Annotated in this window: 26 protein-coding genes and 4 tRNA genes; 20 read left to right on the top strand and 10 right to left on the bottom strand. The window is 69.0% G+C overall.

Features of this window, described 5'->3' with window-relative positions; translation table 11 throughout:
* The first annotated feature begins 21 nt into the window (after positions 1-21).
* The 4 genes from OOK40_RS10725 to OOK40_RS10710 all read left to right on the top strand — a co-directional run bounded on the left by OOK40_RS10725 (position 22) and on the right by OOK40_RS10710 (position 4549).
* The gene (locus OOK40_RS10725) at positions 22-1599 is read left to right on the top strand and encodes a NuoM family protein (RefSeq protein ID WP_266481575.1); all 1578 of its coding nucleotides are present in this window, start codon (positions 22-24) and stop codon (positions 1597-1599) included.
* Complete coding sequence (locus OOK40_RS10720; protein ID WP_266479247.1) at positions 1596-3149, top strand: NADH-quinone oxidoreductase subunit N; 1554 nt, start codon at positions 1596-1598, stop codon at positions 3147-3149. Before OOK40_RS10725 ends, OOK40_RS10720 begins: the two co-directional genes overlap by 4 nt.
* Positions 3150-3296: 147 nt before the next feature.
* The gene (gene htpX / locus OOK40_RS10715) at positions 3297-4160 is read left to right on the top strand and encodes a zinc metalloprotease HtpX (protein WP_266479244.1); all 864 of its coding nucleotides are present in this window, start codon (positions 3297-3299) and stop codon (positions 4158-4160) included.
* Complete coding sequence (locus OOK40_RS10710; RefSeq protein WP_266479241.1) at positions 4157-4549, top strand: YccF domain-containing protein; 393 nt, start codon at positions 4157-4159, stop codon at positions 4547-4549. The genes htpX and OOK40_RS10710 overlap by 4 nt, the downstream gene beginning before the upstream one ends.
* 13 nt (positions 4550-4562) lie before the next feature.
* On the opposite strand, the gene OOK40_RS10705 is transcribed toward OOK40_RS10710, so the two are convergent.
* Positions 4563-5831 carry an APC family permease gene (locus OOK40_RS10705; RefSeq protein WP_266479239.1) on the bottom strand — a complete coding sequence of 423 codons (1269 nt, stop codon included), beginning with the start codon at positions 5829-5831 and terminating at the stop codon, positions 4563-4565.
* 91 nt (positions 5832-5922) lie between these two features.
* On the opposite strand from OOK40_RS10705, the gene OOK40_RS10700 reads away from it, so the two are divergent.
* The gene (locus OOK40_RS10700; protein ID WP_266479237.1) at positions 5923-6192 is read left to right on the top strand and encodes a GlsB/YeaQ/YmgE family stress response membrane protein; all 270 of its coding nucleotides are present in this window, start codon (positions 5923-5925) and stop codon (positions 6190-6192) included.
* 36 nt (positions 6193-6228) lie between these two features.
* On the opposite strand, the gene OOK40_RS10695 is transcribed toward OOK40_RS10700, so the two are convergent.
* The 3 genes from OOK40_RS10695 to OOK40_RS10685 all read right to left on the bottom strand — a co-directional run bounded on the left by OOK40_RS10695 (position 6229) and on the right by OOK40_RS10685 (position 8088).
* Positions 6229-6858 (bottom strand): alpha-ketoglutarate-dependent dioxygenase AlkB, encoded by a 630-nt coding sequence (locus OOK40_RS10695; protein WP_266479234.1) that lies wholly within the window; start codon positions 6856-6858, stop codon positions 6229-6231.
* A 32-nt stretch (positions 6859-6890) separates the two neighbouring features.
* Positions 6891-7415 (bottom strand): methylated-DNA--[protein]-cysteine S-methyltransferase, encoded by a 525-nt coding sequence (locus OOK40_RS10690; protein WP_266479231.1) that lies wholly within the window; start codon positions 7413-7415, stop codon positions 6891-6893.
* Positions 7416-7599: 184 nt separating this feature from the next.
* Positions 7600-8088: a YajQ family cyclic di-GMP-binding protein gene (locus OOK40_RS10685; RefSeq protein ID WP_266479228.1), complete on the bottom strand. Its 489-nt coding sequence runs from the start codon at positions 8086-8088 to the stop codon at positions 7600-7602.
* 194 nt (positions 8089-8282) lie between these two features.
* Between OOK40_RS10685 and OOK40_RS10680 the strand changes: the two genes are divergently transcribed.
* Positions 8283-8364, top strand: a tRNA-Tyr gene (locus tag OOK40_RS10680).
* A 175-nt stretch (positions 8365-8539) separates the two neighbouring features.
* On the opposite strand, the gene OOK40_RS10675 is transcribed toward OOK40_RS10680, so the two are convergent.
* From OOK40_RS10675 to OOK40_RS10665, 3 genes are all read right to left on the bottom strand, one after another.
* Positions 8540-9037 carry a GyrI-like domain-containing protein gene (locus tag OOK40_RS10675; protein WP_266479225.1) on the bottom strand — a complete coding sequence of 166 codons (498 nt, stop codon included), beginning with the start codon at positions 9035-9037 and terminating at the stop codon, positions 8540-8542.
* Between the two features lie 50 nt (positions 9038-9087).
* Complete coding sequence (locus OOK40_RS10670; RefSeq protein ID WP_266479223.1) at positions 9088-9744, bottom strand: SDR family oxidoreductase; 657 nt, start codon at positions 9742-9744, stop codon at positions 9088-9090.
* An 83-nt stretch (positions 9745-9827) separates the two neighbouring features.
* Positions 9828-11060, bottom strand: coding sequence for an amidohydrolase family protein (locus OOK40_RS10665; protein ID WP_266479220.1), 1233 nt, complete (start codon positions 11058-11060; stop codon positions 9828-9830).
* A gap of 240 nt (positions 11061-11300) precedes the next feature.
* On the opposite strand from OOK40_RS10665, the gene OOK40_RS10660 reads away from it, so the two are divergent.
* The 10 genes from OOK40_RS10660 to OOK40_RS10615 all read left to right on the top strand — a co-directional run bounded on the left by OOK40_RS10660 (position 11301) and on the right by OOK40_RS10615 (position 17627).
* A tRNA-Thr gene (locus tag OOK40_RS10660) sits at positions 11301-11373 on the top strand.
* 46 nt (positions 11374-11419) lie between these two features.
* A tRNA-Met gene (locus OOK40_RS10655) sits at positions 11420-11492 on the top strand.
* 89 nt (positions 11493-11581) lie between these two features.
* Positions 11582-11746, top strand: coding sequence for a 50S ribosomal protein L33 (gene rpmG / locus OOK40_RS10650; RefSeq protein ID WP_003956487.1), 165 nt, complete (start codon positions 11582-11584; stop codon positions 11744-11746).
* Positions 11747-11831: 85 nt separating this feature from the next.
* Entirely contained in the window at positions 11832-12284 is a 453-nt protein-coding gene (locus OOK40_RS10645; protein ID WP_266479218.1) for a MaoC family dehydratase N-terminal domain-containing protein, read from the top strand.
* On the top strand, positions 12284-12712 hold the full coding sequence (locus tag OOK40_RS10640; RefSeq protein WP_266479215.1) for a MaoC family dehydratase: 429 nt from the start codon (positions 12284-12286) through the stop codon (positions 12710-12712). The genes OOK40_RS10645 and OOK40_RS10640 overlap by 1 nt, the downstream gene beginning before the upstream one ends.
* 153 nt (positions 12713-12865) lie before the next feature.
* Positions 12866-13426, top strand: a complete 561-nt coding sequence (locus OOK40_RS10635; protein WP_266479212.1) for a TetR/AcrR family transcriptional regulator — start codon at positions 12866-12868, stop codon at positions 13424-13426.
* A 79-nt stretch (positions 13427-13505) separates the two neighbouring features.
* Complete coding sequence (locus OOK40_RS10630; RefSeq protein WP_266479209.1) at positions 13506-14948, top strand: MFS transporter; 1443 nt, start codon at positions 13506-13508, stop codon at positions 14946-14948.
* Between the two features lie 107 nt (positions 14949-15055).
* Complete coding sequence (locus tag OOK40_RS10625) at positions 15056-16111, top strand: UDP-N-acetylmuramate dehydrogenase (protein WP_266479208.1); 1056 nt, start codon at positions 15056-15058, stop codon at positions 16109-16111.
* Between the two features lie 140 nt (positions 16112-16251).
* A complete protein-coding gene (locus tag OOK40_RS10620; protein ID WP_266479205.1) occupies positions 16252-16776 on the top strand; it encodes a SigE family RNA polymerase sigma factor in 525 nt (174 codons plus the stop codon).
* Complete coding sequence (locus tag OOK40_RS10615; RefSeq protein WP_266479203.1) at positions 16773-17627, top strand: hypothetical protein; 855 nt, start codon at positions 16773-16775, stop codon at positions 17625-17627. The genes OOK40_RS10620 and OOK40_RS10615 overlap by 4 nt, the downstream gene beginning before the upstream one ends.
* Positions 17628-17665: 38 nt before the next feature.
* Here the strand turns inward: OOK40_RS10615 and OOK40_RS10610 are convergent, their stop codons facing one another.
* Positions 17666-18298 (bottom strand): NAD(P)-dependent oxidoreductase, encoded by a 633-nt coding sequence (locus OOK40_RS10610; protein WP_266479201.1) that lies wholly within the window; start codon positions 18296-18298, stop codon positions 17666-17668.
* Between the two features lie 87 nt (positions 18299-18385).
* On the opposite strand from OOK40_RS10610, the gene OOK40_RS10605 reads away from it, so the two are divergent.
* On the top strand, positions 18386-18982 hold the full coding sequence (locus OOK40_RS10605) for a TetR/AcrR family transcriptional regulator (protein WP_266479200.1): 597 nt from the start codon (positions 18386-18388) through the stop codon (positions 18980-18982).
* Here OOK40_RS10605 and OOK40_RS10600 read toward each other — a convergent pair.
* Together OOK40_RS10600 and OOK40_RS10595 are read right to left on the bottom strand one after the other, a co-directional pair.
* Entirely contained in the window at positions 18972-19994 is a 1023-nt protein-coding gene (locus OOK40_RS10600; RefSeq protein ID WP_266479199.1) for an adenosine deaminase, read from the bottom strand. The two genes, OOK40_RS10605 and OOK40_RS10600, sit on opposite strands and share 11 nt — an antisense overlap.
* 123 nt (positions 19995-20117) lie before the next feature.
* Entirely contained in the window at positions 20118-21344 is a 1227-nt protein-coding gene (locus tag OOK40_RS10595; protein WP_266479198.1) for a pyridoxal phosphate-dependent aminotransferase, read from the bottom strand.
* Positions 21345-21513: 169 nt separating this feature from the next.
* On the opposite strand from OOK40_RS10595, the gene OOK40_RS10590 reads away from it, so the two are divergent.
* From OOK40_RS10590 to nusG, 3 genes are all read left to right on the top strand, one after another.
* Positions 21514-21586: transfer RNA gene (locus OOK40_RS10590), tRNA-Trp, on the top strand.
* 109 nt (positions 21587-21695) lie between these two features.
* The gene (secE, locus tag OOK40_RS10585; RefSeq protein WP_266479196.1) at positions 21696-21983 is read left to right on the top strand and encodes a preprotein translocase subunit SecE; all 288 of its coding nucleotides are present in this window, start codon (positions 21696-21698) and stop codon (positions 21981-21983) included.
* 75 nt (positions 21984-22058) lie between these two features.
* Positions 22059-22973, top strand: a complete 915-nt coding sequence (nusG, locus tag OOK40_RS10580; protein WP_266479194.1) for a transcription termination/antitermination protein NusG — start codon at positions 22059-22061, stop codon at positions 22971-22973.
* Positions 22974-23028: the final 55 nt, after the last annotated feature.

Genomic DNA, 23028 nt, shown 5'->3' with positions numbered 1-23028 from the left:
ATCGATATCAGCGAGTCCGTGATGCAGTTCCTTCTCGCGTTCATCGTCGTCGGCCCGCTCATCGGGGCCGGGGCCGCGCTCCTGCCCGCCCCGCCCGGGCTGCGCGGCAAGAGCCCGGACCAGGCGGTCCTGCGCCACGGCGTGACCGTCACCGGCGCGATCCTCGCCGCGGCGGTCGTGCTCGCCATCGGCTTCGACCACGACCACCCGTCGAAGATGCAGGCCACGACGGACATCAGCTGGATCCCGGCACTCGATGTGCGGATCCACTTCGGCGTCGACGGCATTTCCCTCCCCCTTCTGGTCCTTACGGCGCTGCTGACCTTCCTGTGCGCGCTGTACAGCTACTACAAGATGCCTTCGGGCCCGTCCCCAAAGGGCTTCGTCGCGCTGCTGCTCGTCCTGGAATCCGGGACTCTCGCGACCTTCGCCGTCCTCGACCTGCTGCTCTTCTTCCTGGCCTTCGAGATGGTGCTCATCCCGATGTACTTCCTCATCGCCCGCTGGGGCGGCGAGGAGCGGCAGTCCGCCGCCTGGAAGTTCATCCTCTACACGCTGCTCGGCTCTGTCGTCATGCTGCTCGGCCTCCTGCTGATCGGGCTGAAGACCGGCACATTCGACATGGTGGCACTCGCCACTGACAACGGCCGTGGGCTGACCGCATCCACGCAGGTCATCGCCGTTTTGGCGATCGGGCTCGGGCTGGCCGTGAAGACCCCGATGTGGCCGTTGCACAGCTGGCTGCCGGACGCGCACACCGCCGCACCGACCGTCGGCTCCGTCCTCCTCGCCGGCGTACTGCTGAAGATGGGTACGTACGGGTTTGTCCGCATTGTGTTGCCCATCGCGCCCGACGGCATGCAGACCTTCGCGCCGTATCTCGCCGCCTTCGCCGTCGCCGGCATCATCTACGGATCCCTGGCCTGCCTCGCCCTCGCCAAGCAGGGTGCGGGCGGCGATCTCAAGCGCCTGATCGCGTACTCCTCCGTCGGGCACATGGGCTTCGTGCTCCTCGGCATCGCGACGATGACCCCCACCGGCGTCAACGGCGCGCTCTTCGCCAACATCGCGCACGGCCTGATCACCGGTCTGCTCTTCTTCCTGGTCGGCGCCCTGAAAGACCGCTACGGCACCGCCGACCTCGATACCCTCTCCGGGGCCACCGGGGCAGCCCTCTACGGCCGGGCCCCGCGCCTCGGCGGCCTCCTCGCATTCGCCGCCGTCGCCTCGCTCGGCCTGCCCGGCCTCGCCGGGTTCTGGGGCGAAATGCTGGCGATGTTCGGCGCGTTCGATCCCGCCGAGGGGCTGAACCGACCCGCCTTCCTCACGTTCATGGCGATCGCCGGCTTCGGCACCCTGCTCACCGCGGCGTACCTCCTCGTCGTCGTACGCCGCGTCTGCATGGGCGCGCTGCGACCGGAGGGGCAGACGGGGCAGGAGGAGCAGTCCGTGAAACCGCTCACCGATGTCCAGAGCTACGAATTCGCGGCCTGGTCCCCGCTCGTCGCCCTCACCGTCCTCGCCGGACTGTGGCCCGCCGTCCTCCTCGGCCTCACCGACCCGGCCGTGCAGAAGCTCCTCGCAGGAGGCAAGTCGTGACCGTGGCAGCCGACAGTGTCACCAGTCTTGTCCAGTCCGTCGACTGGCTCACGATCGCGCCGCCCACCATCACCGCGACGGTGGCTCTGATCGTCCTGGTCGCCGATCTTTTCGTGTCCGAGAAGCGCAAGCCGCTGCTCGGGGCCGTCTCGATCGCCGGTCTGGTCGCCGCGCTGATCACCCTCGTGCCGCTGCGCAAGGGCAACCGCGCGACGTTCTGCCTCACGACCGACGCGGACGCGTGCAGCTACACCGCCGACCGTTTCACCCTCGTGATCCAGCTCCTTGTGCTCGGTGGCGCCCTGCTCACCGCCCTGCTCTCGCTCCACGACACCCGCAAGAAGCTCCCCGCAGGGGAGTTCTGGTTCCTGCTGCTCTCCTCGGCGGCCGGTGCGGCACTGCTGCCCGCCTCGCGCGACCTGGCCACCCTGGTCGTCGCCCTCGAAGTCGCATCCCTGCCGGCCTTCGCGCTCGTCGGCCTCAGGCGCGGCGACCGGCTCTCCAGCGAAGCGGCTCTGAAGTTCTTCCTGTCCTCGGTCACCGCGACCGCCGTGATGCTGCTGGGCGTCAGCTTCGTGTACGCCACGACGGGGACCCTGCACCTCACCCAGATTGCCACCGAGCTCGACAAGGTCCCCGGCCAGCTGGACAGTCTCGCCAAGGTGGGCGTCGCGCTGACCCTCGTCGGCTTCGCCTTCAAAACGGCCGCGGTTCCTTTCCACTTCTGGGTCCCCGACACTTATGTCGGCGCCCCGCTGCCCGTCGCCGCGTATCTCTCCGTCGTCGGAAAGGCCGTCGGCTTCTCCGGCCTCATCCTGGTGACGGTCATCGCTTTCCCCGGATACGCGGATGTCTGGGGCCCGGTCATGGCTGTCCTCGCGGGTCTCACCATGACCGCGGGCAATGTCGCGGCGCTGCGCCAGTCGGCCACACGCGCGTGGAGCGCGGTACGCCTGCTGGCCTGGTCCTCCGTGGCGCAGGCCGGGTACCTCCTGGTACCGATCGCGGCCGCCGCGTACTCCAGCGACGACCAGATCGGCGCGACCGTCGCGTACGCCCTGATGTACGGAATCGTGAACCTCGGAGCCTTCGCGGTGGCGGCGGTCGTCGCCCGTACCCGGCCGCTCAACCGGATTTCCGACTACCGCGGCCTCTACACCACCCGCCCGCTCACCGCCCTCGCCATGGGCTTCTTCCTGCTCTGCCTGGCAGGCCTGCCGCCCGGCATCGTCGGCCTGTTCGCGAAGGTGACCGTCTTCTCCTCGGCCGTCGACGCGGGCCTGGGCTGGCTGGCCGTCGTCATGGCCATCAACGTCGTGATCGCTCTGTACTACTACCTGCAGTGGACCGCGATCCTCTTCCGCGCCCCCGAAGGGGCCGCGGAGGCAGCCACGGAGAGCGCCGAGGCGGACGGCGAGGCAGCAGCTGCGGCCAGAAGGCGCGCCCCCGCCCCTGTCACCGTGGCCATCGTCCTCACCGCCGTCGTCGGCGTCGTCCTCTCCGGCTATCCCCAACTGGTGCTCCGCTTCGCGGCGAGCAACCTGTTCTGAGCGACACCCGAACGGCCGACTCCAAGGGCCGGAGCACAAGGGAACTAGCCTCCCTCGCCTGGCGTTGACCTGTACAGAAGGGTCCACTGGTGAGTGGAGCACCATCACGCGAAGGGTTCCCCTGCGGCACCACTTGGAGGGCGTACCGTGCACCGCCGGCACAACGGGCTGAAGACCGCCGTACTCCTCGGGGGACTGTCCGCTCTCATCCTCGTCATCGGCAGTTTCTTCGGCCGTACGGGCCTGATCATCGCGCTCTTCGTGGCGCTCGGCACCAACGCGTACGCCTACTGGAACAGCGACAAGCTGGCACTGCGGGCCATGCGCGCCCGTCCCGTCAGCGAATTCGAGGCGCCCGCGCTGTACCGCCTGGTCCGTGAGCTCTCCACCGCCGCCCGTCAGCCCATGCCCCGCCTGTACATCTCGCCGACCCAGGCACCCAACGCCTTCGCCACCGGGCGGAACCCGCGCAATGCCGCGGTGTGCTGCACTGAGGGAATCCTGCAGATTCTCGACGAGCGCGAGCTGCGCGGCGTCATCGGCCACGAGCTGAGCCATGTCTACAACCGCGACATCCTGATCTCCTCCGTCGCGGGCGCGCTCGCCTCGGTGGTGATGTTCCTGGTGAACTTCGCCTGGCTGATCCCCATAGGCCGCTCCGACGACGACGAAGGCCCCGGCCTCATCGGCATGCTGCTGGTCATGATCCTCGGTCCGCTGGCCGCCTCGGTGATCCAGTTGGCTGTCAGCCGTTCGCGGGAATACGAGGCGGACGCCTCGGGCGCCCAGCTCACGGGTGATCCGCTCGCCCTCGCGAGCGCCCTGCGCAAACTGGACGCCGGTACGAAGCAGTTGCCGCTGCCGCCCGAGCCGCGCCTCGAGACTGCGAGTCATATGATGATCGCGAATCCGTTTCGCCCGGGACGGGGCCTCTCCAGGATGTTCTCGACACACCCGCCCATGACGGAGCGCATCGCCCGACTCGAGCAAATGGCAGGTCGTCGCCCGTGAAAACTATCCTGAACGTCATCTGGCTCGTTCTGTGCGGCTTCTGGATGTTCCTCAGCTACATGGTTGCGGGACTCGTGCTGTGCATCACGATCATCGGCATCCCCTTCGGCCTGGCCGCGTTCCGCATCGGCGTGTACGCCCTCTGGCCCTTCGGTTACACCGTCGTCGAACGCCGTGATGCCGGAGCGCCGTCCTGCGTCGGCAATGTGCTGTGGCTGGTCCTCGCCGGCTGGTGGCTCGCGCTCGGCCATGTCGTCACAGGCATCGTCCTGTGCATCACGATCATCGGCATCCCGCTGGGCATCGCCAACTTCAAGCTGATCCCGGTCTCGCTCCTGCCCTTCGGCAAGGAGATCGTCCGCACGGACCAGCCGTTCGCAGTGCGGTAGGCGAAGACACCCTCTAACCCCTTCGGCGTACCGCGTACACCACCACGCCCACGGCCAGAACCGCTGCGCCTGCCGCCACCGAGAGCGCCGGGAGAGCGAAGGCCAGCACGAGGCACCCGGCGAGCCCGAGGCCGGCGGTCACCCGCACCGTCGTCGCGCGTGCCTGCGCCACTCGAACGGGCGTATCCCGATCCGAATCGGAACTCAGCGTCCATGCTGAGGCGTTAGCAATGGCGTAGTACACCAGCACTCCGAACGACGAGAAGCCGATCGCCCCGCGCACATCCGCCGTCGCCGCCACCACGGCGACGACAGCGCCCACCGCGAGCTCCGCGCGGTGCGGCACCTGAAAACGGGGGTGCACCGCGGCCAGCGCGCCCGGCAGATGACCGTCCCGGGCCATCGCAAGCGTCGTCCGTGAGACGCCGAGAATCAGCGCGAGCAAAGACCCGAGTGCCGCCACCGCGGCCCCCACCCGCACGACGGGCGTCAGCCACTGGGCGCCCGCAGCTCGCACAGCGTCGGCGAGCGGAGCCGTCGCCCTGCCCAACTCCCCGGCCCCCAGCACAGAAAGGACCGATACCGCCACGCACACATAGACCACCAGCGCGATGCCCAGCGCCAGCGGCACGGCACGCGGAATCGTACGAGCGGGATCCTTCACCTCCTCGCCGAGCGTGGCGATCCGGGCGTACCCCGCGAACGCGAAGAAGAGAAGCCCCGCCGCCTGGAGCACGCCGCCCGCCGACACGTCCGCGCCCACGTCCAGCCGATCGAAGTCCGCCGAGTCCGACCCGAGGGAGACGACCACGACCGCAGCCAGAACAGCCAGTACCACCGCCACGATCGCCCGCGTCAGCCACGCCGACTTCTGAACGCCCCCATAGTTCACGGCAGCCAGCGCCACCACCGCGGCGACCGCCACCGCGTGCGCCTGGTCCGGCCAGGCATACGCCCCGACCGTCAACGCCATCGCCGCGCACGAAGCGGTCTTCCCGACGATGAACGCCCAGCCCGCCAGATAGCCCCAGAACTCGCCGAGCCGCTCCCGTCCGTACACATACGTCCCGCCGGAAGCCGGATAGCGGGCGGCGAGTCGTGCCGACGACATGGCATTGCAGTACGCGATCACGGCCGCCAGAGCCAGCCCCAGCAGCAGCCCCGATCCGGCGGCACGGGCGGCGGGACCGAGGGCCACGAAGATGCCCGCGCCGATCATCGACCCCAGCCCGATCACGACCGCGTCGAAGACTCCCAGGGACCGCCGCAGTTCCGGTGTCATGTGACGACCCTACTGATCTCCGCAACCGCGCTCAGCTCCCCCGACGTCCTTGAGAGCACGAGCAACACCGTACGAAAGGCAGGTTCACGGCATGGGCATCATCAGCTGGATCATTCTCGGGCTGCTCGCCGGCGCCATAGCCAAGATCCTGCTCCCGGGCCGCGACCCGGGGGGCCTGATCGGCACCACGCTCATAGGTGTGGCAGGCGCGTTCATCGGCGGCTGGATATCGGCCCGGTACTTGGACCGGCCTATCACCAACGAGTTCTACGACGGGGCGACTTGGGCCGCGGCCGTCGGCGGCGCGCTCGTGCTGCTGATCGTCTACCGGATCCTGTTCGGCCATTCACGCTCGCGCTGACGCCCGCAGTACTCGCCCAGCACCCGCCGCGCCCGCTCAGCCCGGCAGGCCGGTCTCGCGCAGCGTGATGTTCAGCCGTCCACCGCTCATGCCCGTCGCCGGGTCGGCCGTGCCCCGGTACACCTTCGGCACCCCGTGGAACGCGAAGCGTGTGGGTCCGCCGAAGACGAACAGGTCCCCGGACGCCAGCTCCACATCCGTGTACGGCCGCCCCCGCGTCTCGGTGTTCCCGAAGCGGAAGACGCAGCTGTCGCCGATGCTCAGCGACACCACCGGAGCACCGGAGCGCTCTTCCTTGTCCTGGTGCATCCCCATCCGCGCCGCACCGTCATAGAAGTTGATCAGGGCGGTGTCGGGGGCGTACGCCTGATCCGTCCCGTCCTCCCCGTACGCCGCGACAAGAGCCAACCGCCCCAACTCCACAAGCCAGTCAGGGAATTCGGCGACCCGGGCGCCGTTCACATCGTCCGCCGTGCGGCTGTACCGGTACGGCTGCCAGTGCCAGCCCACGCACACGGTCTGCACGGACATCACGCCGCCACCCGGGAGCAAGGTGTGGCGGATCGGGACCGGGCCGAGGGCCCAGGAGCGGCTTGCCTCCACCAGTTCCCGCTGTCGCTCCACCGCCAGCCACCCCGGCACATGCACCGCCCCAGGGGCGATCACCGCCCGCTCCCTGGGGAACAGTGCCTCACCCGTCACGGCGTCGGCACGCCCTCGCGCACGCCCTCGAGCCCGAGCAGCCGCTGCTTGCGCTCCAGCCCGCCCGCGTATCCGCGAAGGGTGCCGTCCGCGCCGACTACTCGGTGACACGGCCGCACCACGAGCAGGGGATTGCGCCCGATCGCGGTCCCCACCGCGCGTACCCCCGCGGCCGAGGTACCGAGCTGCTGAGCGATCTGCCCGTATGTTGCCGTCACCCCGTACGGAATCTCTTCCAGCGCCTGCCACACCCGGCGCTGGAAGTGCGTCCCGCCGTCCACGTACTCGATCTCGAAGTGGGTCAGCCGGCCCTCGAAGTACGCGCCGAGCTGCCTGCCGATCTCCTCGAAGGCCGCAGGGTCGCGCCGCCAACCGTCCCGTACGACGGCCGCGCCCTTCTGGCCGGGCAGCGAGAGAGAGGCGAGCGCGGTGCCGCCCTTCGCCGTGGGGGACTCCTCGCCGACCAGCAGCATTTCGCCCAGCGGGCTGTCGATGGTCGTGTAGACCGTCGTGGCGGTCATGGCCCGTTCCTTTCCTCGCAGCGTGTCCTGCGCCGTACGCCTACGAGTCTGCGACCCCCGCTCCGCCGAAGCTGGCGGTATTCGGACATCACGCCCGGCCGGCGCGCCCAGCCCCCGCCACACGGGGCGAGGGCGGGCGGCCGAGCCGCTCCGCCCCTCGGTCGCCAGGCACGCGCCGCCGGAATCAGCGGTAGTTCACGAACTGCAGCGCGAAGTCGAAGTCCTGCCCCTTCAGCAGCGCCTGTACGGCCTGCAGGTCGTCCCGGCTCTTCGAGCTGACCCGCAGCTCTTCGCCCTGGACCTGCGCCTTGACGCCCTTCGGGCCCTCGTCGCGGATGATCTTCGCGACCTTCTTGGCGTTCTCCTGGGAGATGCCTTCCTCGATCGAGGCGAAGATCTTGTACTCCTTGCCGGACAGCTGGGGCTCGCCCGCGTCCAGCGCCTTCAGCGAGATCCCGCGCTTGACCAGCTTGGTCTGGAAGACATCGAGGATGGCGGCGACGCGCTCCTCGGAGTTGGCCTGCATAAGGATCTTCTCGCCGGACCAGGCGATCGAAGCCCCGACGTTCTTGAAGTCGTAGCGCTGGGAGATCTCCTTCGCGGCCTGGTTGAGGGCGTTGTCGACCTCCTGCCGCTCGACCTTCGAGACGATGTCGAAACTGGAGTCGGCCATGTCCTGTGGCTCCTTGGTTCGGGTGCGTGGAGGCGCGGCCGGAGTCCCGGACCGCACCCGCAAGCCTAGCCACCCGCACCCGCCCCGAGGGCTGATCAATCCGGTGGCGGAGCACCCCCGGGCATCAGGTATCGTTTACGTCGTTGCCATGGAGCACCACCCCGCAGCGGGTGACTTTCACGGCGACATCCCATGGCGGTGTGCCCGAGTGGCCAATGGGAACGGACTGTAAATCCGTCGGCTCTGCCTACCCAGGTTCGAATCCTGGCGCCGCCACGTGATGAGATGGCCCCTGATCTGCGGGAACGCGGACCGGGGGCCATCGTCGTTTACGCCTGTCCCAGGGTCGGCACCGCCGGACGGCAGGCACCCCCTTCCGGACTGCAGGCGTCCCCGTCCGGACGGCCGATACCCCCCTGCCGGCCCTCGTCGAGCGTGATCGCCGCCGCGCTCAGTCGGCCAGCCGGAACGCGAGCTCGATCTCCCACTTGGACGGGTCCGGCTCGACGCGGGGGTCGGTCAGATACGACTCCAGGCGGCAGGTCCAGCGCTCAGCGCCGTCGACCACCGTCATGTCCCACTCCAGACCCTCCCGTTCCGCCCATTCCCGTACCGCAGTGATGACCCCGAACAACTGGTCGGGATGGCCGACATGGGTGACCGTCACATAGCGGCCCCGAGGCAGCACGGCGACGCCGATATCACCCTCGGGTTCCGGCATGGACACGACGGGGATGCCCGCCTCTACCTCCGACTCCCCTTCCCTGTCGATGCTGTTGAAGCGGAAGAAGGGGGCACCGGCGAGCTCCGCTCCGCGGCCGGTCAGCCAGCCGAACAGTTCCGGCAGCCGGTCCGCGATCGGGGCGAAGGCGTCCATCCGCACGGTTCCGCGGACGAACGCGTAGAGCTGTTCTCCGCGCTCCACGACCGTTGGGTGAATGTCGGGCATGTGTTCCCTCATCAAGTCAGAACGGAAACGCGGACCACATCGCCCGTGGCTCAGTTTCCGGCGACGTCCTTCACCGCGACTATCACCGGCACAGAGCCGCTGATCAGCTCCAGCGTAAGCCCCGCCGTCGCCGACGTCTCCACCAACTCCGCGAGCACCGCTGCCACATCGTCACGCGGCACCATCCCGCGCCCTGTCGACGCCTTCAGCTGTACGAGGCCGGTGCCCGCGTCGTTGGTCAGTGAGCCCGGCCGCAGAATCGTCCAGTCGAGGCCTCGCCTGGACCGTACGTCGTCGTCCGCCGCGCCCTTCGCCCGCAGGTACACGTCGAACTCGCTGTCGCCCGCGTGCTGGGCGTCCGCGCCCATCGAGGAGACCACGATGTACCGCCGTACGCCTGCCCGTTCCGCCGCGTCCGCGAACAGCACCGCCGCGCCCCGGTCCACCGTGTCCTTGCGCGCCTTGCCGCTGCCCGGACCCGCGCCCGCCGCGAAGACGGCGGCGCCGGCGCCCTGAAGCGTGGCGGCGACCTCCTCGGCCGAGGCCGACTCCAGGTCGAGCAGGACCGGTTCGGCACCGGCCTCACGCAGGTCGTCGCCTTGCTCAGGTCTGCGGATGATGCCCGCGACCTCGTGCCCGCCCGCCGACAGCAGCCGTTCGAGACGGAGTGCGATCTGACCGTGTCCTCCAGCGATGACAATGCGCATGCCTACGACGGTACGTCCGAAGCGCCCGGCGTGCTCAGGGACTCACCGTCTGCGACGTCACGCGAAGACGCGAAGCACTGACGTCAGGGGCAGGTGTCCGGCCGCCCCTGCCGGGGCAGTTCGAGGGCGACCGCGGCCGCCGAGTCGCAGTACTCCCGTACCGCGCTGGTCCGGGCCACCACCCGGCCGCGGTGAATCACGATCCGGCTGTACGCGAGCGACAGGACCCCCGAGATCCGCTCGCCGCGCACCGCAAGAAGCTCGGCCGGGAAGCCTGCCTCGACCCGTACCTCCGGCAGTCCCATCGCCTGCCGCGCGACGCCCGCCACCGTCCCGTACGCCTCCCGCGCCGCCATTCCGCCCTGAGAAGCCAGCAGATACGCGGCCTCCAAAGGATCGCCGCGGCCCACCGGATTCGAGACGTCGCGCAGCGCCCCGCTGCCCGCCGCGACCCGCACCCCGGCGGCTCGCAGCAGGCGCACCGGCGCGTTACCCCGCAGCTCGACGGCCCCGCAGCCGCCCTGGGGCACACAGACCACCGTGACCCCGGCCGCGGCCAGCTGGTCGGCCGCCCTCGACGCCACCTCGCGCGGCAGCCGGGCGAGCCCCGCGCACGGCCCGATAGCGACGCCGGGCCGCAGCCCGCCCGCCATCGCCGCGAGCCGGGCGAGCCGTGCCGGATCGTCGCCGTGGGTGTGCAGGTCGACGGGGCAGCCGTGTTCGGCGGCGACTTCGAGCACGGCTTCCGCGTACCCGGTCGGATCGGGGTCGGTGTCCGGGCAGCCGCCCACCACCCCCGCGCCCATCTTCACCGCATCCCGCAGCATCGCCAGGCCGTCGGCCCCCGCAACACCCGTGAGCAGCCGCGGCACCGCCACGGCCGTCAGATCCGCGAGTCCGCGCAGCGAGCGCCGCGCCTGGAGCACCGCCTCCAGCGGGCCGAGCGCGTGCACATCCCCGATCCGTACGTGCGAGCGCAGCGCGGTCGCCCCGTGTCCCAGCTGCAGCAGGGCGGCCTCGGTGGCACGCCGCTGGACGTCCTCGGTGTCGTACGAAACGGGTCCCAGCGAGTCGGCGGTCAGTGCCGTGTCCCCATGGGTGTGCGGATCGGCCGGGGCGGGCAGCAGCAGATAGCCGCTCAGGTCGACGCGGGTGGCGTGCGGGGTGAGGCTGCCCGCGGTGCCGACGGCCTCGATGCGTCCGCCGCTGAGCCGTACGTCCACGGTGCGGCCGTCGGTGAGCCGGGCGTCGCAGAGCAGCAGCGCGGTGGTGTCCGCCGTGGCGCCGTCGGGTGGCTGCGGCTGGCTGTCGGGCATCGCGCTCCTGGGTGGGGCGGTGGGGCTCGGGCGGCGTGACGGAAAACAAGATCACAAAGACAAGATCACGCAGCGTGAGTCGAGCCTAGGGGCGCGCCGAGCGCGCTTCGAGGAGGAGCGCAATAGTCGTACCGGTGTGGCCACGTGTGGCGTACGGGACGCACGGGGCTCAGGCCGTGCGGAGGGCGCCGAAACGGATTTGGGCGATCGGCGACCGACCGTGTAATGTCTTCATCGCTCGCCCCAATAGCTCAGTCGGTAGAGCGTCTCCATGGTAAGGAGAAGGTCTACGGTTCGATTCCGTATTGGGGCTCTGATGTCGGGGATCCTCACCTCCGGGTGAGGAGATCCGGCATCGCAGCGGTGTAGCTCAGTCGGTAGAGCAAGCGGCTCATAATCGCTGTGTCACCGGTTCAAGTCCGGTCACCGCTACACACAGTAGCCGATTGTGGGGTCGGTCCTCCGATCGGCTACTCTTTTATGCGTTCATCCGTTCATCCGTCCGTCCAAGGAGCACTCACGTGGCTGCCACCGACGTCCGCCCGAAGATCACGCTGGCCTGCGTGGAGTGCAAGGAGCGGAACTACATCACCAAGAAGAACCGGCGTAACAACCCGGACCGTCTTGAGATGAAGAAGCACTGCCCGCGCTGCAACTCGCACACGGCGCACCGCGAAACGCGCTAATCAGGCTCGTATACGAGGCCGCCCCCGACTCGGGGGCGGCCTCGTGTCGTTTGTTGAGGTCCATCTGTCAGGAGGGAGCCAGTCCATGGCGCTCGACCAGTCCTTCGTGGGGCGGACTTATCCGCCCACCTCGCCTTATGAGGTAGGCCGGGAAAAGATCCGCGAGTTCGCCGTGGCGGTGGGCGACGCCAATCCCGCGTACACCGACCCGGATGCCGCCAGAGCGCTCGGCCACTCCGATGTGATCGCGCCGCCGACTTTCGCCTTCGCGATCACTTTCAAAGCTGCTGAACAGGTTATTCAGGACCCGCAGTTGGGACTCGATTACGACCGCGTGGTGCATCGCGAGCAGAAGTTCGCGTACACCCGGCCGGTCGGCGCGGGGGACCGGCTCACCGTCATCTCGACCATTGAGTCCATCAAGTCCCTTGCGGGCAACGATGTTGTGGACATCCGTGGCGAGGTGCGCGACGAGGCCGGCGCGCATGTCGTGACCGCGTGGACCAAGCTGGTGGCGCGCGCTGCCGAGGAGGCGTGATGGCTGCGAAGATCTCTTACGCGGACGTCGAGGTGGGTGCCGAGCTTCCGGCGCAGAGTTTTCCCGTGACGCGGGCCACGCTGGTGCAGTACGCGGGCGCCTCGGGCGACTTCAACCCGATCCACTGGAATGAGAAGTTCGCCACGGAGGTGGGACTTCCCGATGTGATCGCGCACGGCATGTTCACCATGGCCGAGGCGGTACGCGTCGTGACGGACTGGGCCGGTGACCCGGGCGCGGTCGTCGAGTACGGCGTCCGCTTCACCAAGCCCGTCGTCGTGCCGAACGACGAGAAGGGCGCGCTGATCGAGGTCAGCGGCAAGGTCGCGGCCAAGCTGGACGACAACCGCGTCCAGGTCGACGTGACGGTGCTGAGCGAGGGGCAGAAGGTGCTGAGCATGTCCCGCGCCGTGGTGCAGCTCTCCTGAGGGGCCGCGCCCGAGCAGTACGGCGATGAGTCCCGAGCGGTACGGCGATGAGTAAGGGGCACCCCTCCACGGGGGTGCCCCTTACCCCGCTTCCCCTGCCTCCGTATCACTCGCCTCTTGACTTGTTAGTGATTGGCCACTAACTTAGTTCTCATGGTCAGGATGAGCGCAGAAGAGCGACGCGAGAGCGTCATCCGCGCAGCGATCACCGAGTTCGCGCGAGGTGGCTACGACGGCACCTCCACCGAGGCGATCGCCAAGCGGGTCGGGGTGTCGCAGCCGTATCTCTTCCGGCTGTTCAAGAACAAGCAGGAACTCTTCCTCGCGGCGGCGACCCGCTGTCTGAATCAGACCCGCGAGGCGATGGCGGATGCCGCGCGCGATGTGGCGCCGGAAGATGTCCACCTGGCGATGGGGACCGCGTACAAGCAGCTTCTGGCCGAAGACCCCGACAGGCTGCTCATGCAGATGCAGGTGTACGTCGCCGTGGCCTCGGCCGAGGCGGCCGGGGACCATGACTTCGGCGAAGCGATCCGGGCCGAGTGGGAGAAGCTCTGGGACTTCTCGCATCTTGCCCTGGGCGCCGATGTGCAGGAGACCACGTACTTCCTGTCCTACGGAATGCTCATCAACGTCCTGGCGTCGCTCGGCTTCCCGAAGGGGCATCGCGTCTGGTCGGGCTTCGACATGTCCAACATTCCAGTGGCGGAGTAGGGCGCTCGCGCGTCCATGGATGTGCGCGTTTCTCTGCCTACGGAAGTTAGTCATCGATAACTAACATCAGGGGAAAGTCATGGAACAGAGCACGGCCCGCCGCGGCAGCGCCGCCTGGGCACTCGTCATCACCAGCGTCGCCGGCTTCATGGCGGCCCTCGACAACCTCGTCGTCACCACCGCACTCCCCTCCATCCGCAAGGACCTCGGAGGCGCGCTGGAGGACCTGGAATGGACGGTGAGCGCGTACACGCTCACCTTCGCCGTCCTGCTGATGTTCGGTGCCGCGCTCGGCGACCGCTTCGGCCGGCGCAGGCTCTTCATAGCGGGCCTGGCCGTCTTCACCGGCGCCTCCGCCGCGGCCGCCCTCGCACCCGGTATCGACGCCCTCATCGCGGCCCGCGCCGTCCAGGGTGTTGGTGCAGCGATCATGATGCCGCTTACCCTGACCCTGCTCACGGCGGCCGTCCCGGTCGCCCGGCGCGGTGCGGCTCTCGGCATCTTCAGCGCCGTCACCGGCCTCGCCGTCGCCAGCGGCCCACTCATCGGCGGCAGCCTGACCGAGCACATCTCCTGGCAGTGGATCTTCTGGCTGAACGTACCGATAGGCCTGGCGCTGCTGCCGCTGGCCCGGCTGCGTCTGGACGAGTCGTACGCACCCAACGCCCGGCTCGACATTCCAGGCACCCTGCTCGTCAGCGGCGGCCTCTTCGGGATCGTCTATGCACTGGTCAACGGCCAGGCCGACGGCTGGAGCAGCACCCCGATCCTGGCCGGTCTGATCCTGGGCACGCTCCTCCTGGCCGCCTTCGTGAGACACGGTCTGACGAGCAAGAACCCCATGCTCCCCATGCGGCTCTTCCGCAACCGCGCCTTCTTCGGCATCAACGCCGCGAGCCTGCTGATGTTCCTGGGGATGTTCGGTTCGATCTTCCTGCTCAGCCAGTTCCTGCAGGGCGTCGCCGGGTATTCGCCCACCGAGGCGGGTCTGCGGATGCTCCCCTGGACCGGAATGCCGCTGATCGTCGCGCCCGTCGCCGGATATCTCTCCGACAAGATCGGCGGCCGCCCGGTCGTCGCCACCGGCCTCGCCCTTCAGGCCGTGGGTCTGGCGCTCTTCGCGCTGGTCTTGGAGCCGGGTGTGTCGTACTCCGCGCAGCTGCCCGCACTGATCCTCAGCGGCATCGGCATGGCGCTGTACTTCGCCCCCGCTGCCAGCGTCGTCATGGCCAGCGTCCGCACGGCCGAACAGGGCGTCGCGTCCGGCGCGAACAACGCCCTGCGCGAGGTCGGCGGCGCGCTCGGTGTCGCGGTCCTCGGCGCGGTCTTCGCAGCCCAGGGCAGCTACGAGTCCCCCCAGGCCTTCACCGACGGCACCGTCCCGGCACTGTGGATCGGCGCGGGCGCGGTGGCCGTGGCGGCCATGGTCGCCCTGCTGATCCCGGGCCGCCGCCACCTGACACCGGCCGACGCCCCGGTGAGCTCGGAGGCCGTCGAGAAGTCCGTGCCCGTCGGCGTGTGACCGGAGGCGATGTGTCCCGTCGCCGTGTGATCCGTACGACAGCGGCGTACGCATCCGGTCCGTGGCCCCGCCCGAGAGGTGGAGCCACGGACCGTACCCTTGTCCCCGTGCAGGAACTCCACGACGCCCCCCTCGCCCCCCTGACCACCTTCCGGCTCGGCGGCCCCGCGACCCGCCTCGTCACGGCGACCACCGACGACGAGGTGGTCGCCGTCGTACGCGAGGCGGACGCCGCAGGCACCCCGCTGCTGATCATCGGCGGCGGCAGCAACCTGGTCATCGGCGACAAGGGATTCGACGGCACCGCGCTGCGCATCGCCACCCGCGGCTTCGAACTGTGCGGTACCACGCTGGAGTTGGCCGCGGGCGAGGTCTGGACGGACGCCGTCGCCCGCACCGTGGAAGCGGGCCTCGCGGGCATCGAGTGCCTGGCGGGCATCCCCGGCTCGGCCGGTGCCACGCCGATCCAGAACGTGGGCGCGTACGGCCAGGAAGTCTCCAGCACCATCACCGAGGTCGTGGCCTACGACCGCCGCAACGGCGAGACGGTCACCGTCCCGAACGCCGAGTGCGCCTTCTCGTACCGCCACAGCCGCTTCAAGCAGGACCCCGAGCGCTATGTCGTCCTGCGGGTCCGTTTCGAGCTGGAGGACGCGGGCGGTCTGTCGGCGCCGCTCAAGTACGCCGAGACGGCGCGCGCACTCGGCGTCGAGGCGGGCGACCGTGTCCCGGCGGCCGCCGCCCGCGAGACCGTACTGAAACTGCGCGCGGGCAAGGGCATGGTGCTGGACCCCGAGGACCACGACACCTGGTCGGCGGGTTCCTTCTTCACCAACCCGATCCTCGATCAAGCCGCGTACGAGATCTTTCTCACCCGGGTTCACGACCGCCTCGGCCCCGACGTCGCACCGCCCGCCTTCCCGGCGGGGGAGGGGCGCACCAAGACCTCGGCGGCATGGCTGATCGACAAGGCCGGCTTCACCAAGGGGTACGGCACCGGGCCGGCCCGGATCTCCACCAAGCACACGCTCGCCCTCACCAATCGCGGTGAAGCCACCACCGAGGACCTGCTCGCGCTCGCACGCGAGGTCGTGGCGGGCGTGCGCGAGGCATTCGGTGTCACGCTCGTCAACGAGCCGGTGACGGTCGGCGTCAGCCTGTAACCCGGCCTGTTCCCGGTCTGCAGCCCAGCCTGCTCAAGGCAAGCATCGGTCCGCAAAATCTGATGGAACCCGCCGTGCTCCCCAGGTTGTCGAGTGAGTGACAGGGTCTTCGGACCACACACCGCTCGGGGGGAGCGCCAGTGCGTCAGGGCGGCTCGGCTCGCGATTCGGAATTCGCGGATTTCGTGACGGCGTCACATGTGTCGCTGCTGCGGACCGCCCGTCTGCTGACGGGTGATCCGCACATGGCCGAGGATCTCGTGCAGACCGCGCTGATACGGGTCTATGCGCACTGGGGCCGCTCGGCCGGCTGGGACTCGCCTCAGGCGTACGCCCGCAAGGCCGTCGTCAATCTCTACGCGACCTGGCGCAGGCGCCGCTGGCACAGCGAGGTCGCCCACACCGGAGCGGAGAGCGCGGCGGACGGTCACGACATGGCCGGGAGCGCGGAGGCGAGGCTCGAACTGGGCCGCGCGCTCGCGGCTCTGCCCCGCGCCCAGCGAGCCGTGGTGGTCCTCCGCTACTACGAGGACCTGTCGGTGGAACAGACGGCCGAGCTGCTCGGCTGTTCGCCCGGGACGGTCAAGAGCCGTACCAACAGGGCCTTGGAGCGGCTGCGTACTGCGGGTGCGCTGGCCGGCTATGCGGGAAGGGGCGCGCGGTGAGCGACGAGGAAGAGGTGCTGAGGCGGGGCCTGAAGGATCTGGCCGAGGTGGGCGGTCAGGCCGGGGGTCTGACGGCGGTGGAGGCATTCCTGGCGAAGGCCCACCGGGCCCGGGCTCGCCGACGTGCGGCGGTCGCCGGCTGCGCAGTGGTGCTGGTCGCGGGTGGCGCGGGGCTGGGCGTGCGGCTCTCCGCCGGCGACCGAGCGCCGGACAGTGTGGTGAGCAAGGCGACCGAGAGCCCGTCGCCGCGGAAGGGGGGCCCGTTGGCGACCGGGCCTGCCAAGCCCGAGGAGCGGGTCAGGTACCGGTACGACATGTCCCAGACCTGCAATCTGCGGCATGCCGTCTTCGGCGGCCGCACCTGGGAAGTCGGCGACAAGGGGCCGCAGTACGTCCTCCGCTGGGCGCACGGAGCCGACCGCCACGGCGGGTACATGACGCTGATAGACACGGACACCGCCCTCTTCGAGACCGACGACCCCACACTGCCCGCGTTGGAGCTGCATCCCGTCTCCGGGAAGGTGCCCTGCATCGGCCAGGAACCGCAGCGGGCGCTGTCCGACGAGCCCGCCTACCCGATGGGCCCGAAGAAACCACGCATAGGCGCCAGGTATCCGTACTCCATGACCAAGGAGTGCGAGATGCAGTACGCGGCCTTCGGCGGCAGGTGGTGGAAGGCCGACGAGAAATGGTCATCAGGGGTCCGGGTGGACTGGGTGAACGAAACGCCCCTCGCCGCGTACATGACCCAGGTGGACAGCACCACCGCTCTCCTGGAGATCCCCCAGCCCCAGAAGAACTGGAAGATCAACTACCAACTGGTCGACCACAAGGGCGACGAGTGCGACTGAGCCGCGTAGTTGCACCCGGGGCGGTTCCCGGACAGGGCCTAGTACGCCACGCCCACACCCTGCTTGACCGTCGCGGGGTTCTCGATCATTCCCAGCATCGCGTGGGCCACATCCGCACGGCCGATCGTCCTGCCGCTGCGCGGAGTGCCGCCCACAACCGTCCGGTACGTGCCTGTCAGTGGCTTGTTCAGCAGCCGTGGCGGGCGTACCGAGGTCCAGTCCGTCGTGCTGCGCGCCAGCTCCTCCTCCATGGAACGGAGGTCGTCGTACACCGGCTTCAGCAAGGTGTTGATCACCGCGAGCGTCGTGCGGTCCAGCATCGGCTGGCGCTCGGGGACCGGGCCGAGCGGGGCCGCGCTCACCACCAGCAGTCGGCGTGTGCCCTCCGCCTCCATCGCCCAGAGCACCGAGCGCGTCAGCGCGGCCGCGACCCCGGCGTCCCCGCGCCTGCGTGCACCAAGACCCGAGAGGACCGCGTCACGCCCGGCGACCGCCTTGCGCAGCGACTCGCCCTCCTTCAGGTCCGCCTGGAACACCTGCAGGCAGGGACCCGTGATCGTGAACCGAGCCGGATCGCGCACCACCGCCGTCACCTCGTGCCCCGCCGCCAGCGCCTGCGTGACGATCTCCTGACCGATTTGGCCGGTCGCACCGAAAACTGTGAGCTTCATGGCGCACCCTCCTCGGGTGGGTAAGTATTCACTCACCTCTAGAGTGGGTAAGTACTCACTCACTCGTCAAGTCCCGTCGGAGGATCCATGCAGAAACCGGCTCGCGCCCGCATCGTCGACGCCGCCCATGAACTCATGCTCACCCTCGGCCTCGCCCGCACCACCACCAAGGAGATCGCCAAGGCGGCAGGCTGCTCCGAGGCCGCGCTCTACAAGAACTTCGCGAGCAAGGAGGAACTGTTCATCGCCGTCCTGAAAGAGCGGCTGCCCAAGCTGAGCCCGCTGCTCGCCGGCCTCACCGCCGAGCCGGGAAAGCATCCCGTCGAGGAGAACCTCACGGCGGTCGCCCGCGAGGCCGCGCTCTTCTACGAGCAGACCTTCCCGATCGCCGCCTCGCTCTACGCCGAGCCGCAGCTCAAGCGACGCCACGAGCAGGCCATGCGTGAGATGGGCGCGGGGCCGCACAGGCCGATCCAGGGCCTGGACGTCTATCTGCGGGCCGAGCAGCAGGCGGGCCGTATCGGCGCCGAGGCGGACACCTACGCCGCCGCCTCGCTGCTTCTCGGCGCCTGCGCCCAGCGTGCCTTCGCCTACGAGATGACGGAGGGCGGCAAACCCCCACAGCCCCTCGACGAGTTCGCCGCCGGCATTGCACGCACCCTGCTGCGCGGAATCAGTCCGTAGCCAGCCAGTTGTCGATCCCCGCCAGCAGCTTGTCCTTCACCTCGTCCGGAGCCGCCGACGCCCGCACCGACTGGCGTGCCAGTTCGGCCAGTTCGGCGTCCGTGAAGCCGTGGTGCCTGCGTGCCAGTTCGTACTGGGCGGCCAGCCGCGAGCCGAAGAGGAGCGGGTCGTCCGCCCCCAGAGCCATCGGTACCCCCGCGTCGTACAGGGTGCGCAGCGGCACATCGGCGGGCTTCTCGTACACGCCGAGCGCGACATTCGACGAGGGGCACACCTCGCAGGTCACCCCGCGCTCCGCCAGCTTCCGCAGCAGCCGCGGGTCCTCCGCCGCCCGTACCCCGTGGCCGATCCGCGAGGCGTGCAGATCGTCCAGGCAGTCCCGTACGGAAGCGGGACCCGTCAGCTCGCCGCCGTGCGGCGCCGCCAGCAGGCCGCCCTCCCGCGCGATGGAGAAGGCGCGGTCGAAGTCCCGTGCCATGCCCCGGCGTTCGTCGTTGGAGAGGCCGAAGCCGACAACCCCACGGTCCGCATAGCGCACTGCGAGCCGCGCAAGTGTGCGCGCATCCAGAGGGTGCTTCATACGGTTCGCCGCGACCAGCACCCGCATCCCGAGGCCGGTCTCCCGCGAGGCGCGCTCCACCGCGTCCAGAATGATCTCCAGCGCCGGGATCAGCCCGCCCAGCATGGGGGCATATGAGGTCGGATCGACCTGAATTTCCAGCCAGCCGGAACCGTCCCGGACGTCCTCCTCGGCCGCCTCGCGCACCAGCCGCTGGATGTCCTCGGGGGAGCGCAGACAGGACCGCGCCATGTCGTAGAGCCGCTGGAAACGGAACCATCCGCGCTCGTCGGTGGCCCGCAGCTTGGGCGGTTCGCCGCCGGTCAGGGCATCGGGCAGATGGACGCCGTACTTGTCGGCGAGCTCCAGCAGGGTGGTGGGCCGCATCGACCCGGTGAAGTGCAGATGCAGATGAGCCTTGGGCAGCAGGGTTACGTCACGTACACGCTCCATCCCAGGATCTTGCCGCAACACCGCGCCCAGGGACAGCCGCTTTCCCCGATCGGGTTCTTGCCCGAACGAAGAAACGGAACCCACCGACTCTGTCGAGTCGGTGGGCTCCGCCGTCGCAGGACGTCAGTCGCGCGCCTCGGCCAGCAGCTTCTGCAGCCGTGAGACACCCTCGACCAGGTCCTCGTCGCCCAGCGCGTACGAAAGACGCAGATAGCCGGGCGTGCCGAAGGCCTCGCCCGGTACGACCGCCACCTCGGCCTCGTCCAGGATCAGCGCCGCCAGTTCCACCGAGCTCTGCGGGCGCTTGCCGCGGATCTCCTTGCCCAGTAGCCCCTTCACCGAGGGGTATACGTAGAAGGCGCCCTCCGGCACCGGGCACAGCACGCCGTCGATCTCGTTGAGCATTCGCACGATCGTCTGCCGGCGGCGGTCGAAGGCGGTCCGCATCTCGGCGACCGCGTCCAGCGAACCGGAGACGGCGGCGAGCGCCGCGACCTGCGCCACATTGGACACGTTCGAGGTGGCGTGCGACTGCAGGTTGGTCGCGGCCTTCACCACATCCTTCGGGCCGACGATCCACCCCACGCGCCAGCCGGTCATCGCATAGGTCTTGGCCACACCGTTGACCACGATGCACTTGTCGCGCAGCTCGGGCACCAGCGCGGGCAGCGAGGTGAACTTCGCGTCGCCGTAGACCAGGTGCTCGTAGATCTCGTCCGTCAGCACCCACAGCCCGTGCTCGAGCGCCCAGCGCCCGATCGCCTCGGCGTCGGCCTCGCTGTAGACCGCGCCGGTCGGGTTGGACGGGGAGACGAAGAGCACGACCTTCGTACGCTCCGTGCGCGCAGCCTCCAGTTGCTCGACGGAGACCCGGTAGCCGGTGGTCTCGTCGGCCACGACGTCGACCGGGACGCCGCCCGCGAGGCGGATCGACTCGGGGTAGGTGGTCCAGTACGGAGCCGGGACGATGACCTCGTCACCCGGGTCGAGGATCGCGGCGAACGCCTCGTAGATCGCCTGCTTGCCGCCGTTGGTGACCAGGATCTGCGAGGCCTCGACCTCGTAACCGGAGTCGCGCAGCGTCTTCGCGGCGATGGCGGCCTTGAGCTCGGGGAGCCCGCCCGCCGGCGTGTAGCGGTGGTACTTCGGGTTCTTGCAGGCCTCGATCGCGGCCTCGACGATGTAGTCCGGTGTCGGGAAGTCCGGCTCACCCGCGCCGAAGCCGATCACCGGACGTCCGGCGGCCTTGAGGGCCTTGGCCTTTGCGTCGACGGCGAGGGTCGCGGACTCGGAGATCGCACCGATGCGGGCGGAGACCCGGCGCTCGGTAGGAGAGGTTGCAGCGCTCATACGGCCATCGTCCCAGACGGCCATCCCGCCCGGCACACATGTTTCGAGTAGCGGACAGGAACCGGGCCGAAGCTATCTGTTCGACGCCGGGCCTGCGAGCACGTACACTCACTCGTCGTTGGCCCACACCAACCACATCTTCGGATGGGGTAGGTTGGGGAAACCACAAAGGGTCGTAGCTCAATTGGTAGAGCACTGGTCTCCAAAACCAGCGGTTGGGGGTTCAAGTCCCTCCGGCCCTGCTACACACACCTTCGCCAGGATGTGTGCGCATGTACGTACATTCAATGAACCGGCCGTGCGGCTCCACCGGGCGCGGCGCGGCCACGACCCGGAATCAGGTGAAAGATCGTGACGGACGCCGTGGGCTCCATCGACATGCCTGATGCCGAGGACGAGGCGCCTGAGTCGAAGAAGAAGGCCCGCAAGGGCGGTAAGCGCGGCAAGAAGGGCCCCCTCGGTCGTCTGGCGCTCTTCTACCGACAGATCGTTGCCGAGCTGCGCAAGGTCGTCTGGCCCACTCGAAGCCAGCTGTCGACGTACACCACAGTGGTGATTGTCTTCGTAGTCGTCATGATTGGTCTGGTGACCGTGATTGACTATGGGTTCCAGGAAGCCGTCAAGTACGTCTTCGGCTGATCCCGCGGAGGGCGCCGGCAGCGGCGCCCCTTTCGCATGTTCCACCCCATCTGTATCCAGGAAGAAGCAGCCACCGTGTCTGACCCGAACCTGAACGACGCCATCGAGTCGGCGGAGTCCGTGGAGGACGAGCTCGACATCGTCGAGGCGGCGGACGCTGTGGAGCCGGACCAGGCCGAGGCTGCCGACTCCATCGCCGGTGAGCCGGCCGAGCAGGCCGCGGTGCACGTCGAGGAAGAGGCCACCGACGTGGCCGAGGTCGACGAGGACGAGGCCGCCGCAGCCGCTGTCGAGGACGAGGCCGAAGAGGCCGCCGACGTAGAAGCCGCCGAAGAGGCGGTTGATGTCGTGGAGGAAGAGCCCGCCGCCCCGGTCGACCCCGTCGCCGCGCTCCGCGACGAACTGCGCGGTCTGCCCGGCGAGTGGTACGTCATCCACACGTACGCCGGTTACGAGAAGCGCGTGAAGGCCAACCTTGAGCAGCGCGCCGTCTCTCTGAACGTCGAGGACTTCATCTACCAGGCCGAAGTGCCCGAGGAAGAGATCGTCCAGATCAAGAACGGCGAGCGCAAGAACGTCCGCCAGAACAAGCTCCCCGGATACGTCCTGGTCCGTATGGACCTGACGAACGAGTCCTGGGGCGTCGTCCGCAACACCCCCGGCGTCACCGGCTTCGTGGGCAACGCCTACGACCCGTACCCGCTGACCCTGGACGAGATCGTCAAGATGCTCGCCCCGGAGGCCGAGGAGAAGGCCGCCCGCGAGGCCGCCGAGGCCGAGGGCAAGCCGGCTCCGGCCCGCAAGGTCGAGGTCCAGGTGCTGGACTTCGAGGTCGGCGACTCGGTCACCGTCACCGACGGCCCGTTCGCGACGCTGCAGGCGACGATCAACGAGATCAACGCCGACTCGAAGAAGGTCAAGGGCCTCGTCGAGATCTTCGGCCGCGAGACCCCGGTCGAGCTGAGCTTCGACCAGATCCAGAAGAACTAGCTCCTTCAGGCAGTCCTCTGGAACATACGCCTCCGAACAGGTCAGATCGGCTCTC

The organism is Streptomyces sp. NBC_01481 (assembly GCF_026339995.1).
GTDB lineage: Bacteria > Actinomycetota > Actinomycetes > Streptomycetales > Streptomycetaceae > Streptomyces.
This window is presented reverse-complemented; position numbering and strand designations above follow the sequence as displayed.

Excerpts from the sequence above, each read along its gene's own strand:
- OOK40_RS10675 (WP_266479225.1), bottom strand. The coding sequence starts at position 9,037 with ATGCCCGACATTCACCCAACGGTCGTGGAGCGCGGAGAACAGCTCTAC.
- OOK40_RS10605 (WP_266479200.1), top strand. The coding sequence starts at position 18,386 with ATGCAGAAACCGGCTCGCGCCCGCATCGTCGACGCCGCCCATGAACTC.
- OOK40_RS10645 (WP_266479218.1), top strand. The coding sequence starts at position 11,832 with ATGGCGCTCGACCAGTCCTTCGTGGGGCGGACTTATCCGCCCACCTCG.
- OOK40_RS10610 (WP_266479201.1), bottom strand. The coding sequence starts at position 18,298 with ATGAAGCTCACAGTTTTCGGTGCGACCGGCCAAATCGGTCAGGAGATC.
- OOK40_RS10670 (WP_266479223.1), bottom strand. The coding sequence starts at position 9,744 with ATGCGCATTGTCATCGCTGGAGGACACGGTCAGATCGCACTCCGTCTC.
- OOK40_RS10600 (WP_266479199.1), bottom strand. The coding sequence starts at position 19,994 with ATGGAGCGTGTACGTGACGTAACCCTGCTGCCCAAGGCTCATCTGCAT.
- OOK40_RS10640 (WP_266479215.1), top strand. The coding sequence starts at position 12,284 with ATGGCTGCGAAGATCTCTTACGCGGACGTCGAGGTGGGTGCCGAGCTT.
- OOK40_RS10685 (WP_266479228.1), bottom strand. The coding sequence starts at position 8,088 with ATGGCCGACTCCAGTTTCGACATCGTCTCGAAGGTCGAGCGGCAGGAG.
- OOK40_RS10700 (WP_266479237.1), top strand. The coding sequence starts at position 5,923 with ATGGGCATCATCAGCTGGATCATTCTCGGGCTGCTCGCCGGCGCCATA.
- OOK40_RS10725 (WP_266481575.1), top strand. The coding sequence starts at position 22 with ATGCAGTTCCTTCTCGCGTTCATCGTCGTCGGCCCGCTCATCGGGGCC.
- OOK40_RS10595 (WP_266479198.1), bottom strand. The coding sequence starts at position 21,344 with ATGAGCGCTGCAACCTCTCCTACCGAGCGCCGGGTCTCCGCCCGCATC.
- OOK40_RS10690 (WP_266479231.1), bottom strand. The coding sequence starts at position 7,415 with ATGACCGCCACGACGGTCTACACGACCATCGACAGCCCGCTGGGCGAA.
- OOK40_RS10635 (WP_266479212.1), top strand. The coding sequence starts at position 12,866 with ATGGTCAGGATGAGCGCAGAAGAGCGACGCGAGAGCGTCATCCGCGCA.
- OOK40_RS10630 (WP_266479209.1), top strand. The coding sequence starts at position 13,506 with ATGGAACAGAGCACGGCCCGCCGCGGCAGCGCCGCCTGGGCACTCGTC.
- OOK40_RS10665 (WP_266479220.1), bottom strand. The coding sequence starts at position 11,060 with ATGCCCGACAGCCAGCCGCAGCCACCCGACGGCGCCACGGCGGACACC.
- OOK40_RS10705 (WP_266479239.1), bottom strand. The coding sequence starts at position 5,831 with ATGACACCGGAACTGCGGCGGTCCCTGGGAGTCTTCGACGCGGTCGTG.